The sequence below is a fragment of the Halogranum roseipondis genome (assembly GCF_059695585.1).
Genome location: NZ_CM185235.1, coordinates 721,916 through 736,979, shown reverse-complemented (window position 1 = coordinate 736,979; position 15,064 = coordinate 721,916). Strand labels below are relative to the sequence as shown.

Sequence of the window (15,064 nt, the reverse complement as noted above, 5' to 3'; positions counted from 1 at the left end):
AGAAGCACAATATCGGTTGAAAATCAAACTTTCAGAAACGTATAAGATGGAATATGTAAATTTAGCCACAAGAAATAAATTCAATCCGTTTACATATCTTCCCATGCCAACTCGAAGAACGGCAATGAAGACCGGAGCGGCAGTCATCGGACTCGGTACCATTCCAACCTCGATTCAGGCGCTCCCGACGGACGGGGATGGTGGAAAATGCGTGTTCATCTACGACGACAGTCACAAGAAGGACCTCACGAAGACGTTGCCCGTCCACCGGGAACTCGACGCACCCGCCTGTCTCGCTGCCGTGCCGGGCTACCTCAGCCCGAGCGGCGACTACCTGGCCGAGGAGGATCTCCAGGAGTTCCTCGACGCGGACTGGGAAATCCTCTCGCACATGCACTACCACCGACCGGTCGGGCAGCGAGCGCTCACCGAAGACGTCGAAGAGGGAGATACCGAACTCGAGGTCGTCTCCACGTTCCACGGGCGGTTCGAGGGAGATCCGCTCGAAGTGGTCGACGACGACGGCAACGCGATCCGTGTGACGGTCGATGGTCGCGACGTCGACGACGACGTCATCTACATCAAAGAACCGGCCTCGGGATCGATCTCCGCGGACGCAGATGGCCGCGTTCGGTTCCCCGAGTCGTTCCTTCGGGAGAAACTGCGCACATCCAAGGAAGAGCTCCAAGCACTCGGCGCACAGGCACGAGGCTTCATCGCACCGTTCGCTGTCTACGACGAGTGGGCCGCCGATCTGGTTTCCGACTACTACGAAGCCTGTGGGAACGGACGGCTCGGCACCGGCATCAACGCCGACATCGACCCGTACTGGATAAATCGGACACAGTACGACGACCTCTCTGCGGATGAACTCGATAGCCTCGCCGAAGAGGCCGCCGACGAAGACGCCATCCTCGTCCTCGGTTCCCACTCGTGGGAGGAGGACCTCACCGAGTCGAAGATCCGCGAGGCCATCAACGCCGCCCGGAACCACGACCTCGAGATCACGACGCTCCACGAGGCGCTCGTCTCGGCTGGCGCGGTCGAGGGGTCCTCGGACGAGGAGGACGAATCGGAGAAGCCGGACGAGGAGGACGAATCGGAGAAGCCGGACGAGGAGGACGAATCGGAGAAGCCGGACGAGGAGGACGAATCGAAGAAGCCGGACGAGGAGGACGAATCGAAGAAACCCGACGAGGAGGACGAATCGGAGAAACCCGACGAACCGCACACCTGTTAACTTCACAGAGGTAAGCACCGTATTCGTGTTCGATCTCGTCGGCGACCCCATCTAGCCAAACGTGCGGAGCGTCGACTCGCGGGTCGACGTCGGCGAGGTGCTCAGAGAGACGTTCTCCGACGTCGGTATCGCTGGCGAACACGATAACGTGACGATGAAAACTGCCGTTCGGGCGTTTCGCCGACGACGAAGGTGTTCAGGAACGGTCCGGTCGCGTCTCGTCTTCCGCCTCGGCGACGTCCTCGAGCGCCCGTTCGTCGTTGTACTCGTTTTTGGTCTGGCTATCGGCGCTGCCCGTGAGTTCGTTGTAGAGCGCCTCGCGGACCTCCTCCGAGGAGTCGAACTCGTCGTAGTCGGTCATGCGGTCGAAGACGCTGCCGAGCGACTCGGTCTCGTTGGTGAGATCCAGCGGCTGGTCGGCGTACTCGGTGGCGAGCTCCTCCGTCGTCACGGGGAACTTCTGGTCGCGGAGCAGCGTTTCGGTCTCGTCGAGGACGTGTTCGACCTGTCCGGCACGGGCGCTCTTTCGGGACTCCGCACGGTCCGTGACGCTGTCGTGTTCCTCGGCGTTGTCGACGCTCGGGGCGGTGGCGTCGTGGTCCTCGGTCATGTCCGGAGCTTCGACTGCGAACCGTAAGGATGTGGTGGCCCACCGTCTCGACGTGACCGCGTGCATCCAGCCGTCGCTGCCGGCTGTCGGTCGGGGAGAGAAGTCGGAGTACGGCCTTGAGAGTGTGTTCAGGCCAGTCGAGCGAACGCGAGCGTACCGCTGACGTTCTCGATGTAGATGTTCACCACGTCACCCTCCTGTGCGCCGGGGACGAAGATGGTGTACTTGCCCTTCTCGGCGACGCCGTCGCCCTTGCGGCCGGTGCCGGTGATCTTGACCTCGTAGGTCTTGCCCTCTTCGACGTCCGGCGCGTTCGTGCGTTGACTGGAGCGCTTGCGTTTTGCGACCGGACGGAAGGCACCACACGCCTCGCATCGGAGCATCTGGTTGCGGTTCTCCATGACGAGTCGCGTGTCGGGGAGGCCACACTCCGAACAGATGACGTACTCTTCGATGTAGCTGCTGATGGCGGCGTCGAAGTCCTGTGCGGTGAAACTCCCGTTGTACCGCGCACGACCCTCGGAGTACTGTCCGGCGGTCCCCAGTTCGCGCTGGATCGCGGAGTGGAGATGTTCGGGGTCGCGCGACAGTGCGTCGGCGATCGACGAGAGGTTGGTCAGTCGGGTGAACGCCCCGTCTTTCTGCACTTGCGGGTCGGGGACCGAGAGACGCTCGTCGGACCCACCGAGGTCCGGCACGGCGTCGAGAGCCCGGTCGAGACTGGCTTGATAGTCCATAGAGGTTGGTGGAACAGGACACGTATAGGCGTTCCGAGAGAACGACTCTCGAATCCCCTGAACGGCACCGCCCGAGGAAAGTCAAGAACTATTGAAATTATACGTTCCAGTAACGTATAGTCTGGAATATGTAAAATAGGCCACAAGAAGTATATTCATCCAGACAACATGTCATTCTATGCCAACTCGACGGTCTGCGATGAAGGCCGGAGCGGCGGTCGCGACACTCAGTGCCCTCCCCCCTTCGATTCGTGCTCTCTCGACAGACGAAGCGAGTGGATCGTGCGTGTTCATCTACGACGACGGACACGACACAGATCTCACGAAGACGTTGCCCGTCCACCGGGAACTCGACGCACCCGCCTGTCTGGCCACTGTGTCGGGGTATCTCAGCCCGACGGGAGACTACCTCTCCGAGGACGACATCCAGGAGTTCCTCGACGCGGACTGGGAGATCCTCTCGCACACGGACTACCACCGACCGGTCGGGCAGATCTCGCTCACCGACGACGTCGAAGCGGGCGATACGGAACTCGAAGTCGAGACGTCGTTCCACGGTCGAATCACCGGCGACCCGCTGGAAGTCGTCGACGACGACGGCAACGCGATCCGTGTGGTCGTCGACGACCGCGACGACGGCGTCATCACGCTGCAAGAACCCGCCCCCGGTCCGGTCTCCGCGAGCGCGGACGGACGAGTCCGGTTTCCGGCAGAGTTCACCCGCGAGAAACTACGGGAGTCGAAAGAAGAGCTCCGGGAGATCGGCGGTCAAGCGCGCGGCTTCGTCGCTCCGTTCGGCGTCTACGACGAGTGGGCCGCCCAGTTGGTCGCCGAGGAGTTCGAGGCCTGTGGCAACGGGCGGTTTGGCGGCGGTATCAACGAGGACGTGCGTCCGTACTGGATGCGACGCGTTCAGTACGAGGAGATGTCGTTCGACGAACTCGACGAACTCGCCGCGGAGGCTGCAGAGAGGAACGCTATCCTCGTCCTCGGCTCTCACTCCTGGGACGAAGAACTCACGGAGTCCGACATCGAAAACGCGGTCGAGGCCGCCCGAGACAACGGGTTAGCGATCCGGACGCTCCACGACGCGCTCGTCGCCGCCGGTGCCATCGAAGACTCGTCGGAAGAGGACGACGAATCTGAGGAGACGCCGACCGAGACGCCCGAAGAGACGCCGACGGAAACTCCCGAACAGACACCGACTGAGACCCCCGAGGAAACACCGACCGAGACGCCTGAAGAGACGCCGACTGAGACCCCCGAGGAAACACCGACCGAGACGCCTGAAGAGACGCCGACGGAAACTCCCGAAGAGACGCCGACCGAGACGCCTGAAGAGACACCGACGGAAACTCCCGAAGAGACGCCCGACGAGGACGAGTCCGGCGAGAACGACGAACCCGAAGAGACGCCCGCTGAGACGCCGGAGCCGCCGTCGACGGCGCCGCCAGCACCGCCCGATGCGGACGACTCGTCTCCGCCACCGGACTCCTCCGAGCGGTCGGAGCCGCCGGACGCACCGGAACCCGAAGAGACGGCGACGCCCACTCCGACGACGACAGTCACCTCGACGCCGACACCGTCCCCGACACCCTCGTCGGCGGAGACGCCGCCACCCGAGACGGCGACGCCGACCGCGACGGCGACGGAAGACCCGTCGGACGCTGGCTCCGAGGCCACGCCGGCTGGCACGCCGAAACCCACGACGACCTCTCGGCGGCCCAACTCGTCCGGTCGGATCCCCCTCCTCAGCGACCTGTTCGACTGGCTCGCCAAGCTGTTGTCGCTCTGATCGAGTCGCGCGGGGCCGTCCCGCGTTCGCGCACCCACGCGTAGAAGAAGAGGCGAGAGATCCGAAGTGCGAGAGAATCGAAGTTAGTCCCGTTACCAGCGCTGGTGGACGTGTTCTCGAACGTAGTCGTCGTAGACGTCGGCGACCCGCTGGTACTGATCGGCCGATAGCGGCGGGAGATCGGCGGCCGCGACGTTCGCTTCGATGTGTTCGGGCGACGTCGACCCCGGGATGACGGTGCTCACGGCGTCGAACGAGAGGATCCATCGGAGCGTGAACTGCGCCAGCGACGTCCCCTCGGGAACGGCCGGACGGAGGGCGTCGACGGCGTCGAGTCCAGCCTCGAGGGGGACGCCCGCGAACGTCTCGCCGACGTCGAACGCTTCGCCCTCGCGGTTGTAGTTGCGATGGTCGTCCTCCGGGAACTCCGTGTCGCGGTCGATCTGGCCGGTCAAGAGTCCCGAGGCCAGCGGCACGCGGACGACGACGCCGACGTCGCGGCGTTTCGCTTCGCGGAAGAACAGTTCGGCCGGTCGCTGTCGGAACGGGTTGAAGATGAGCTGCACCGTCTCGACGCCGGGGAACTCGATAGCTTTCAACCCCTCCTCGACCTTCTCGACGCTGACGCCGTAGGCGTCGAGTTTGCCGGCCGCCTTCAGGTCGTCGAGTGCCTCGAACGTCTCCGGCTGGTAGTACACCTCGGTCGGCGGACAGTGCAACTGGAGGAGATCGAGCGCGTCGACGCCGAGGTTCTCTCGACTCCGGTCGACGAACCGCTCGAGGTGCTCGCGGTCGTAGCCCGCGGATTCGTGTGAATCGAGTCGCCGACCGGCCTTCGTGGCGACCGTCACGTCGGCGTACGCGTCGCGCTCCTCGAGCACCTCTCCGATGTTGCGCTCGCTCTTGCCGTCGCCGTAGACGTCGGCGGTGTCGAGGAAGTCGACGCCGGCGTCGAGTGCGGTCCGAACGGCCTCGCGTCCCTCCTCGTCGCTCACGTCGCCCCAGTCGCTGCCGATGTTCCAGGTTCCGAGGCCGACTTCGGTGACGCGGTAGCCCGTCGTGCCGAGTGTCCGTCTGTCCATGCGCTTCGTTCGGGACGGGTACGTGTAAGTCTCCGTGAACCGGTCGGTCGCGCTGCGTCTAGTCGCTCCGCTCGTTCACGTTACGCCGAGAGAATCGAGTCCGCTCTCCCCGATTTGAATCCACTCGCTCCCGTTCGCTCGCGGTGCTCGCTCACCTCCCGCTCCCTATTCAAATCGAGTCGAGAACTCCCTCACATTCAACACCGCTCGCTACGCTCACGGATGTTGAAGAGAAGTGCAGTCCGCTCTCCCCGATTTGAACGGGGGGCAAGCCGATCTACAGTCGGCTGCTCTGCCAGGCTGAGCTAAGAGCGGTCACTGCCACCTTCCGGACACTGCAGTTTAACCATTACTGTTCGAGACGCTCGTGCACTACGTGACCGCTCGACATGAAGCAAGATTGAAATAGCCCCGCTCGAATTGGCCTGACGAACGATGAGCAAGATAACGTTCCGCGCGGACGACGACCTCGTCGAGCGACTGGAGACGCTCGACGCCTCGAAGAGCGAGGTCATGCGCGAGGCGCTTCGTGCGTATCTCGACGGCGCGGGACGACGCGAGTCCACATCGGCCACCGACCAGTCGGTGGACGACGCACTCGCGGCGCGAGTCGACGACCTGATCGCAGCGCGACTCGACGACGCACTCGACCGACGGACGCGTCGGACGGACGGCCTCTCCGTCACCGTCACCGTCGACGACGTCGCGTCGAGCGACACGACGACAGTTCGAGCGGCGAAATCGACAGACGGCGTCCGTAAGACACCGACCGACGAGACTCCGGACGACGCCACGGCCCGAACGACGAACTGTGGGCAGTGCGGCGAGTCGATCGACGCCGACCACGTCTACTGTCCGAACTGTGGTGAGAAATCCTCCCACCGCGCGTTCTGTGAGTGTGGCGACGAGATCCGGTCCGACTGGGCGTTCTGTCCGAACTGTGGTCGTCGGACGCCAGCTGCCGACGTACTCGATCGGTCGTAGACGCGCTGAGCGGTCCGTATACGGCGAGCTGCTCGGTATGTCTTACAAAGCGTCGGTACTTTTATAAACTGTGCCTCTGTGCATACTGTCGCGTAAGACGGTTGTCTTACACCGCCTGCCGCGGGATGGGATGCGTACTCCCGTCGTGCGGTTTTGGTGTGTATGACGTCCGCACGGGCCGCGCGCCCACCGTCTTACCGGGGGAATACAAGCATGGAGCGTGTGACACTACGAATTCCGAAGCAGCAGATAGAAGAGGTCGAACAGATGGTCGAAACGGGTCAGTTCCCGAATCGAAGCGAAGCGATCCGGTCGGCGGTTCGCGAGATGCTCAACGAGCAGGGCGAGAGCCGTGACTCGGGCAAGAAGAAGACCACCAAGCGCAGCTGGGCGAGGGTGTAACGATGCAAGACATCGTCCAGGATGCACTGGATAACGCGGAAGCGGAACAGCGTGAGATGGCGTCGGCCGACGACGACGACGAGTTCGGCGAGCCGCGTATCGTCATCGTCGGCTGTGGTGGCGCCGGTAACAACACGATCAACCGGCTGTACAACATCGGCGTCGACGGCGCCGACACCGTCGCGATCAACACCGACAAGCAGCACCTGAAGATGATCGAAGCCGACACGAAGATCCTCGTCGGCAAGTCGCTGACGCAGGGGCTGGGTGCCGGTGGCGACCCTTCGATGGGGGAGCGTGCGACGGAGATGGCGCAGGGAACGATCAAGGAGGTTCTCGGCAACGCCGACCTCGTGTTCGTCACCGCGGGAATGGGTGGCGGCACCGGCACCGGCGCCGCACCCGTCGTCGCGAAGATCGCCAAGGAGCAGGGTGCGATCGTCGTCGGGATGGTCTCGACGCCGTTCAACGTCGAGCGTGCCCGGACGGTCAAAGCCGAGGAGGGACTGGAGAAGCTCCGCAACGAAGCGGACTCCATCATCGTCCTCGACAACAACCGGCTTCTCGACTACGTCCCGAACCTCCCGATCGGCAAGGCGTTCTCCGTGATGGACCAGATCATCGCCGAGACGGTCAAGGGGATCTCCGAGACGATCACCCAGCCCTCGCTCATCAACCTCGACTACGCCGACATGTCCACCATCATGAACCAGGGTGGCGTCGCGGTGATGCTCGTCGGCGAGACACAGGACAAGAACAAGACCCAGGAAGTGGTCAACGACGCGATGAACCACCCGCTTCTCGACGTCGACTACCGGGGTGCTTCCGGTGGGCTCGTCCACATCACGGGTGGCCCGGACCTCACGCTCAAGGAGGCCGAGGGCATCGCGGACAACATCACCGAACGCCTCGAAGCGAGCGCGAACGTCATCTGGGGCGCGCGTATCCACGAGGAGTACAAGGGGAAGGTCCGCGTCATGGCCATCATGACCGGCGTCCAGAGCGCGCAGGTGCTCGGCCCGACGACGCAGAAGCAGGCCGACAAGTCGCGTGCGAGTATCAACGGACAGGCTTCGGAGTTCGACTCGAAACAGCGAACGGGCGAGGCGTGGCAGTCTGACGGCGGTCGCGACGAGGTCGAGAAGAACAACGGCCTCGACGTCATCCGCTAACCACCCGACACCCACCTCTCGAACGATAGTAACGAGTGCCAGTCCTCACTTACCCGACCGCACAACAGCGTGCGGGCAAGTGACCAGTTGCACGAGCTACTATCTCGCCTCGTTTTCTTCGCTCTCCGATCGACGACCAGCGACAGCCGTCACCGTCGCCGGACGCGAGTTTATCCGTCATTCGGACGTCGTCTCTCGTATGACCGACCCCGACACCGTCGACACCTACCAGGCGGTCGCCGAGGAGTATCGTCACCAGAACCGCGACCGGTCGGTCGTCGAGCATCTGGTCGAGCGATTTCTCACTGCACTCGAAGAGGTGACCGACGAGCGACCTGCTCGCGTCGCCGACGTCGGCTGTGGACCCGGGTGGGAGTCGGCCACGTTCGCTGCGGCCGGCCACGACGTCGTCGCCGTCGATCTGACGCCCGCCTTCCTCCGACTCGCTCGGGAGGAGGCCCCCGACGCCGACGTCGCCCGGATGGACATGCGGACGCTCGGCCTCGCGAGCGACCGATTCGACGGACTGTGGGTGTGCGCCTCGTTCATCCACGTTCCCCGCGAGGACGCACCGGAGACGCTGGCGGAGTTCCATCGCGTGCTCCGGGCAGGAGGCGTGCTCCTACTCTCGGTGCAGGTCGGCACGGGCGAACGGGTCGGCGGCCTGTACGACGGCGATACGCGCCGGTTCACGCTGTATCGGCCCGCCGAACTGCGGGAACTGATCGAGACTGTCGGCTTCGAGGTTCAGTCACTCGCCGTCGACGACGAGCGGTGGGTTCGACTGGTGGCGCGGGCGTGACCGCTCTACCGCCGAGCGGGGCGAGCGTCTCGGCGCTTCTCTCCGAGGTACGTCACACCGCCTCGATCGCCTCGACGAGCTTGCACTTTCGACAGACGTCCCGCGCCGTCGTCGACCCGCAGCGTTCGCACTCGTTGAGTTCGACGCCTTCCTCGTCGCCGCGATACCGCTCGGCGGCCAGCTGTGCCAGTTCCTCGTAGCCGGCCATGATAGAGTGACGCGTCCCGGGGTGGTCCTCCTCCAACTCGAGCATCAGTTCCTGGATCTCGCCGCGGAACGCCTCGCTGGCGTGGGGACACTCGGTGATGTGTGCGGGGAGCTCTTTCAGGTGCGCGTAGAGCGCGACCTCCTTCTCGGGGACGTCCCGCAGCGGTTTCGCCCGCGGGACGAACTCCTCCTGTTCGTTGCGGTCGTCGAAGCCACCGATGCTGGCGTCGAAGTGCTTCGCGATCTGCTTGACGTCGCCTTCGAGGAAGTTCATCAGCGCCGTCTCCGCCTCGTCGTCGAGGTTGTGGCCGGTCAGCAGTTTGTCTGCGCCGTACTCGTCGGCGAAGCGTTCGAGCAGGTCGCGGCGGAACACCCCACAGTAGGCACAGGGGGCCATCTCCATCGGGTCCTTCTCGGCGACGTCGTCCATCCGGACGCCCAACTCCTCCTCGTAGGTGACGAGTTCGTGGCGCATCTCGAGGTCGGTGGCCAACTCGACGCAGGCGTCGACGCTCTCGTCGCGGTACCCCTCGATCCCCTCGTGGATCGTGAGGGCGATCATCTCGATGCGGGGGTCCTTTCCAAAGGTTTCGTCGAGGATGTGGGTGAGCACGACGCTGTCTTTCCCGCCCGAGAGGCCGATGACCCACGTCTCGGGGTCCTCGGGTGTCGCGTCGGACGGAAGCATACTGTCCTCGCGGATGCGGCGGCGGACGCGTTTGTCGACCGAGGCGCAGAAGTGGTTCTCACAGAGATGTGCCCCGGAGTAGCCCGCGTGCATCACCGCGTCGCGGTCGCACTTGTCGCACTCCATTACCGGCCCCTTACCGACCGGCGGCCATGACCGTTTCGTCTCGGCTACCTCGGCCGCTCCGTCGGGGAGGATGTCGTCTCGGTGCATCTCGTGAGGAAACCGTTTTGCGCGACGAGCGGCAAGAGGGCGGCAATGGACCGAACCGCCGCCCTCGACCGCGTCGAGACCATCGTCGACGCCGTCGACTCCGAGACGATGCCCGTCCCTGTCCGCGAAGTGTGGGTGTACGGCGACGTCGCGCTCGGCCTCGACCCGATCGACCGGTTGGACGTCTATCTGACCAAGGACATGCTCCTTCGCGGTGACGGGAGCGACGAACAGGAACGCTACTTCGAAGAGGAGTACGGCGTGAAGGGCGTCGGCAAGAGCGTCTCCGCCGAGTGGGCCGAACAGTACCCCGAACGGCTGCGCGCCAACGACAGCGGTCACGCCGCCCCCGAGAAGTGTCTCGCCGCCCACCTCGTCGACGGCGAGGACCCGATCCACCTCGAAGTCTGCAACGCGAGTTTCGACGACAACGTCACCCAGCGACTGCGCGGCGCGATGGCCCGCGACGCCTACGAACAGATCCTCGACCCGCGCGGCGTCTGTCTGTGGGTCGACGGAACCTACGCCGAGGAGACGATGGCGAAGCTTCGCGGCGGGGAGCTGCCGTTCCCGACGCTCTCGGGGTCGCTGGAGATGCTCGGTCTCGACGAGGAGACCGCCCACGAGGCCGCCAGCGCGGTGGAGCAGCATCGCGCCGAACAGACCGGGTCGACCGTCCGTGGCGACGTCGTCTGACGGGGGTTTCGCGCGTTGTCGTCGGTTAGTTCACTTGGTCGAACACCGCATCGCGCTGGATCGCCTGTCGGACGGTCTCGGGTTCTTCGAGTAGATAGAACTTCATCACGCTCCCGCGAGCGCGCCCTCGCCCTTCGAACTCCTGGCCGAGGATGTCGAGGAACGCCTGCTCGCGCAGGAGATCGTACACCCGACGCTGCGACAGTTGGTTGACGTCGAGCGCGGTCGTGAGTTCGCAGTACTTGTCGTAGATGTCGTTCGACTCGATCTTCGACTCCCGCCGAGCGGCGGTGAGTTCGGCGACGGCGAGGACGGTGAGCTTCGCCTGTGTCGGTTGCCCCTGCAGGAGGTCGCGGAACCGGTTGACGTCGGCGAGGCTACGGGCGTCGCGGACGTGCTCCTCGCGGACGCGCTCGTCGTCGCGTTCCTCCGCGATCTCGCCGGCGTGACGGAGGATGTCCAGCGCCTTCCGCGCGTCGCCGTGTTCGCTCGCCGCGAAGGCGGCCGACAGCGGGATGACGTCGCTCGTCAGCACGTCGGGTTTGAACGCGTCCTCGCGGTTCTCCATGATGAGTCGCAGCTGCTCGGCGTCGTACGGCGGGAAGATGAACTCCCGTTCCTGCAGGCTACTCTTGACTCGCTGTTCGAGTTTGTCCTGGTAGCTGATCTTGTTCGAGATGGCGATGATGCCGATCTTACAGGAGCCGAGCTTTCCGGCCTCGCCGGCCCGCGAGAGCTGCATCAGGATCTCGTCGTTGCCGAGCTTGTCGATCTCGTCGAGGATGATGATGGCGACGTCGAAGCGTGCGTCGAGGATGCGCCAGAACCGCGCGTAGTAGTCGTCGGTGGCGATACCTGTCGGCGGAATCTTCACCTCCGTCTCGGCGACGTCGTTGAGCTGCGTCGCCAGCGTGGAGATGGCGCGCGTCTCGGTGTTCGACTGCGCACAGTCGATGTACGCCGTGCCGACGGTCGTCCCGTGGTTCTCGGCGGCGCGTTTGGCACGCTGAGTGACGTGCTTGGCGACCAGCGACTTCCCCGTCCCGGTCTTCCCGTAGACGATCATGTTCCGGGGCGACCCGCCGGCGATGGCGGGGTTCAGCGCGTTGGCGACCTTCTTGATCTGCTCGTCGCGGCCGACGATCCGCTCCTCGTTCGGGATGTGCTCGATCTCGAGCAGCTCTTTCCGGGTGAAGATGGGGCTGTCGACGCGGAACAGCGGGTCCGTCCCCCCGTTGGCGTCGTTCCCGTCGTCTGGCATACCACCGGCTTCAGAGGGGTCTTCCTTAACCGTGTATATCCTGGTCACCCCGCGTTTCGAGCGTAAGGCCGGTAAATCGGCGAGCGCAGCCGTTCGTGTCTCCGTGTCGGGTTTTCGACCACCAACCGAGTTTCGAGCGTAACCGAGCTTCTCGGTGTCCGCACGACAGCCGTCAGACGCGCGGTCGAGACGACCCCACGTTTCGAGCGTAAACGTCCGAAAACGTCGGGTAAATCGTTTTATACGGGTGTGATACAGTTAACCACACTACCCCACGTTTCGAGCGTAAATCGTCGCCGCCCCGCCCTCCTCGCGTCGATGACCGAGTCCACAATTCGCCGACATCTGTCCGGCGGTCGTCGTCCGACGGGAGCCGTCGGGCGTCGACCGGCGGTCGAACGACACACACACCCCGGGTTTCGAGCGTAAACGGGAGAGACCGTGTAGGAGCGGAGTCGAACCGGTGGTTCCGAGACGACCCGTCCTCTCGGAGTGGCCGAGATCGAGACAGTCGAGGTCGAATGCGTCCCGATCAGCGACCCGCTCGCTGGGTTCGCGAAGTCGATTCTTACTGGCGCGAGAGAACAGTTCGCGTCGAACACGGGAGAACGACGACGTTCTCCCTCTAATTCGACGAATCGAGCCTACGGAACCTTACCGACGTATAGTATAAAAAAACGCCCGGTAGCCGTCAGAACACGATCCGGGAGCAGGAGGCGGATACTCGACCGACGGGTTCTCGAGAGCGGCCAGTTCGGCGTCTCTCCACCTCCCCTACGATGGTTTACGCTCGAAACACGGGGTGTGCCCCCCGTCGAGAGGGGAGACGTCTCGCCGAGGTGATTACACCCGACCGACGGTCACGTCGAACGGGACGACTTCGGCCCGTCGGTACGCTCCGTCCCGTATCTGATCGACGACCGTTCGGCCCATCTCGCGCCACGCCCGCCGGAGGTCGTCGTAGGCCGTCGTCGACAGCGCTCGACGGAGTTCGGTCTCGTGGTCTGCGAGACCGGCACCGCTGGCCTTCCGAGCGGCGTCCCGAAGGTCGGCCTCATCGTACGGCTGTTCGACGGTCTTCTGGTGGTAGTAGCGACGCGAGCGGATGTCCGTCAGCCCACACTCGTGGAACGTCTCTGTCACCCGGTCGCCGGGGGCGACGTCGGTCTCGACGCCCGCGAGATACGCCTCTCGCACTCGCCGTTCGAGCGAGACCTCGTCGTCGACGGTCGAGTCGACGCTCACGTCGGCGTTGTCGGGTTCGACGGCCGCGACGAGCTCCGAGGAGACGCGGGCGAACTCCGCGACGGCGGCCGCAGGGTCGGGGAGGTTCACCAACAGCGCCTGACAGACAACCAGGTCGAAGGTGTCGTCGTCGAACGGGAGACGCGTCGCATCGCCGGCGACGGTCGGGAGGCCGGTCTCCTCGCGGGCGACGTCGAGGAGGACGACGTCGGCGTCGACACAGACCACGTCGGCGTCGCTCTCGGCGGCGAGCACCCGTGAGAGTTCACCCGTCCCACAGCCGACGTCGAGGACGCGACGCCGCGAGTCGAGTTCGAGGTCGACGAGTGCCGCGCGGGAGTCGTCCCACATCCCCTCGCGCGTCCGCCGGAGATACTCGGCTGAGAACCTGCGCACGCCGCTCACTTCTCGGGTGGTCGTGAAAAGCGAGTCGACTCGGACGCTCGGCGTCGCCGCAGCAGTCCGACGGCGACGGCCCCGAGTGCGAACAGTCCGGCGACGAGGCCGAACCCCGGCGCGTCGACGTCCGACGACCTGGTGGCGTCGGCCGTCACCCCATCGTCGGCCGTCACCCCATCGTCGGCCGTCACCCCATCGTCACCGGCCGCGTCGTCGCCGGCCGAGTCGACTCTCGACTCCCGCCGTGTTCCCGACTGCGACGTCGTTTCGTCACTCGCCCCGTCCGGTTCCAACTGCAGCGTCGCGACGACGCCCGCGTGGTCCGAGGGCCACAGCCGCCGGTGTTCGCCGTCGACGACGGCCGAGACGCGGTCGCTCCGATCGGTACCGACGCGGTCGGCGGCCGTCACCGGCCCGACGCCACGGAGGAGCACCAGATCGAGCCGCTTGCTGAGCTCCGACCGTCGGCGCTGTAGTCGGGGCTGTCGACAACAGGTGTAGCCAGGGTTGCCGGGAACCGCCTCCGCGTACGCGTCGGTGAAGAACTGCGTCAACAGGTCGTACGTCACCGTCTCGCTGCCGTCGGCCGGACTGTTGAAGTCGCCGACGAGGACGATCGGCCGGTCGAGCGCCGCGAGGTCGACGACGAGTTCCCGCGCCTGATCCAACTGTGTCGCCGCCGAGACGCTGTCGAGGTGGGTGTTGACGAAGGTAAACGGCGTCCCGTCGCGTTCGACGTCGACCGCACAGTAGCCGCGCGTGAGTGGGAACTCGACGCCGTCCGGCAACGGGACCGTGAGCGTCGCGTCGTACGTTCGACGGGTGGTCTCTCCCGTCTTCAGCTCGCTGCGGGCGAGAATCACGTCCCGGTCGGTGAACCGGACGTCGACCGATCCGGCGTCGAGCGCCGCCGGTAGTTCGACGTCCGTGTTGCTGATCGAACTGACGGCGTCGTAGGCGACCCCTCTCTCGGCCAGGCGCTCCTGGAGGAGCGACAGGAAGTCGAGGTGGTACTCGCCGGCGTTCGTCCGACCGGGGTCGGCGGCGTAGTCGCCGGGGAGTTGGAGTCTGAGCAGCGTCACCTCCTGGAGACCGACGAGGTCGGGACGGACCGTCGCGATGGCGTCGGCGATCGCCTCTACCCTCGCGTCGAACCGACTGGCCTCGATGTCGGCGAGGAGCGTCGCGACCGCCGTCGATAGTTCCTCGTCGGACCCCGCGAGCAACTTCCGCAGGTCCGTGCCGACGTAGAGGTTCCACGTCATCACGGTCAGCGTCGACTCGGCCTCTGCGTCGACCGACTCGGTGTCGACGTTGCCGTCGATCGACTCTGCGTCCGCGCCGTTCTCGACGCGTACAGTCGCCGTTCGTGACGCCTCACTCAGACCCGGTACGACCAGTAACCCGCCGGCTACTCCCTGGAGGACGTCGCGTCGAGAGATCGGCTGTTCAGTCTGTTCGTTCACGTCGGTGGTTCCCCCGTAGGTGGTGGCTCGCGGGACCGCCCCCGCCGCGCTATAGTCGCTCGTGC

At 64.9% G+C, this 15,064-nt stretch carries 14 protein-coding genes and 1 tRNA gene; 7 read left to right on the top strand and 8 right to left on the bottom strand.

Going from position 1 to position 15,064, the window contains the following annotated elements:
* The first annotated feature begins 103 nt into the window (after positions 1 to 103).
* Positions 104 to 1,240, top strand: coding sequence for a polysaccharide deacetylase family protein (locus tag EOHIBHHM_RS03920; RefSeq protein WP_497254837.1), 1,137 nt, complete (start codon positions 104 to 106; stop codon positions 1,238 to 1,240).
* A gap of 196 nt (positions 1,241 to 1,436) precedes the next feature.
* Here EOHIBHHM_RS03920 and EOHIBHHM_RS03915 read toward each other — a convergent pair whose 3' ends face one another.
* Together EOHIBHHM_RS03915 and EOHIBHHM_RS03910 are read right to left on the bottom strand one after the other, a co-directional pair.
* Positions 1,437 to 1,850: a DUF5789 family protein gene (locus tag EOHIBHHM_RS03915; protein ID WP_497254835.1), complete on the bottom strand. Its 414-nt coding sequence runs from the start codon at positions 1,848 to 1,850 to the stop codon at positions 1,437 to 1,439.
* A gap of 128 nt (positions 1,851 to 1,978) precedes the next feature.
* On the bottom strand, positions 1,979 to 2,587 hold the full coding sequence (locus EOHIBHHM_RS03910) for a translation initiation factor IF-2 subunit beta (RefSeq protein WP_497254833.1): 609 nt from the start codon (positions 2,585 to 2,587) through the stop codon (positions 1,979 to 1,981).
* A gap of 178 nt (positions 2,588 to 2,765) precedes the next feature.
* Here EOHIBHHM_RS03910 and EOHIBHHM_RS03905 point away from each other — a divergent pair, with 178 nt between their 5' ends.
* Positions 2,766 to 4,382: a polysaccharide deacetylase family protein gene (locus EOHIBHHM_RS03905; protein WP_497254831.1), complete on the top strand. Its 1,617-nt coding sequence runs from the start codon at positions 2,766 to 2,768 to the stop codon at positions 4,380 to 4,382.
* Positions 4,383 to 4,474: 92 nt separating this feature from the next.
* Here the strand turns inward: EOHIBHHM_RS03905 and EOHIBHHM_RS03900 are convergent, their stop codons facing one another.
* Together EOHIBHHM_RS03900 and EOHIBHHM_RS03895 are read right to left on the bottom strand one after the other, a co-directional pair.
* Positions 4,475 to 5,464 carry an aldo/keto reductase gene (locus tag EOHIBHHM_RS03900; protein ID WP_497254829.1) on the bottom strand — a complete coding sequence of 330 codons (990 nt, stop codon included), beginning with the start codon at positions 5,462 to 5,464 and terminating at the stop codon, positions 4,475 to 4,477.
* Between the two features lie 241 nt (positions 5,465 to 5,705).
* Positions 5,706 to 5,779: transfer RNA gene (locus EOHIBHHM_RS03895), tRNA-Tyr, on the bottom strand.
* Positions 5,780 to 5,899: 120 nt separating this feature from the next.
* On the opposite strand from EOHIBHHM_RS03895, the gene EOHIBHHM_RS03890 reads away from it, so the two are divergent.
* From EOHIBHHM_RS03890 to EOHIBHHM_RS03875, 4 genes are all read left to right on the top strand, one after another.
* On the top strand, positions 5,900 to 6,448 hold the full coding sequence (locus EOHIBHHM_RS03890; protein WP_497254827.1) for a double zinc ribbon domain-containing protein: 549 nt from the start codon (positions 5,900 to 5,902) through the stop codon (positions 6,446 to 6,448).
* 213 nt (positions 6,449 to 6,661) lie between these two features.
* Positions 6,662 to 6,850, top strand: a complete 189-nt coding sequence (cdrS, locus tag EOHIBHHM_RS03885) for a transcriptional regulator CdrS (RefSeq protein WP_089821953.1) — start codon at positions 6,662 to 6,664, stop codon at positions 6,848 to 6,850.
* 2 nt (positions 6,851 to 6,852) lie between these two features.
* Positions 6,853 to 8,022 carry a cell division protein FtsZ gene (gene ftsZ / locus EOHIBHHM_RS03880; RefSeq protein ID WP_497254825.1) on the top strand — a complete coding sequence of 390 codons (1,170 nt, stop codon included), beginning with the start codon at positions 6,853 to 6,855 and terminating at the stop codon, positions 8,020 to 8,022.
* 199 nt (positions 8,023 to 8,221) lie between these two features.
* Entirely contained in the window at positions 8,222 to 8,824 is a 603-nt protein-coding gene (locus tag EOHIBHHM_RS03875) for a class I SAM-dependent DNA methyltransferase (RefSeq protein ID WP_497254823.1), read from the top strand.
* 52 nt (positions 8,825 to 8,876) lie between these two features.
* Here EOHIBHHM_RS03875 and ncsA read toward each other — a convergent pair whose 3' ends face one another.
* On the bottom strand, positions 8,877 to 9,845 hold the full coding sequence (ncsA, locus tag EOHIBHHM_RS03870; protein WP_497256902.1) for a tRNA 2-thiolation protein NcsA: 969 nt from the start codon (positions 9,843 to 9,845) through the stop codon (positions 8,877 to 8,879).
* 132 nt (positions 9,846 to 9,977) lie between these two features.
* Here ncsA and EOHIBHHM_RS03865 point away from each other — a divergent pair, with 132 nt between their 5' ends.
* Positions 9,978 to 10,628 carry a DUF7095 family protein gene (locus tag EOHIBHHM_RS03865; protein WP_497254821.1) on the top strand — a complete coding sequence of 217 codons (651 nt, stop codon included), beginning with the start codon at positions 9,978 to 9,980 and terminating at the stop codon, positions 10,626 to 10,628.
* 25 nt (positions 10,629 to 10,653) lie between these two features.
* Here EOHIBHHM_RS03865 and EOHIBHHM_RS03860 read toward each other — a convergent pair whose 3' ends face one another.
* From EOHIBHHM_RS03860 to EOHIBHHM_RS03850, 3 genes are all read right to left on the bottom strand, one after another.
* Positions 10,654 to 11,889 (bottom strand): orc1/cdc6 family replication initiation protein, encoded by a 1,236-nt coding sequence (locus EOHIBHHM_RS03860; RefSeq protein ID WP_497254819.1) that lies wholly within the window; start codon positions 11,887 to 11,889, stop codon positions 10,654 to 10,656.
* An 843-nt stretch (positions 11,890 to 12,732) separates the two neighbouring features.
* Positions 12,733 to 13,530: a class I SAM-dependent methyltransferase gene (locus EOHIBHHM_RS03855; protein ID WP_497254817.1), complete on the bottom strand. Its 798-nt coding sequence runs from the start codon at positions 13,528 to 13,530 to the stop codon at positions 12,733 to 12,735.
* A 5-nt stretch (positions 13,531 to 13,535) separates the two neighbouring features.
* On the bottom strand, positions 13,536 to 14,999 hold the full coding sequence (locus EOHIBHHM_RS03850; RefSeq protein ID WP_497254815.1) for an endonuclease/exonuclease/phosphatase family protein: 1,464 nt from the start codon (positions 14,997 to 14,999) through the stop codon (positions 13,536 to 13,538).
* Positions 15,000 to 15,064: the final 65 nt, after the last annotated feature.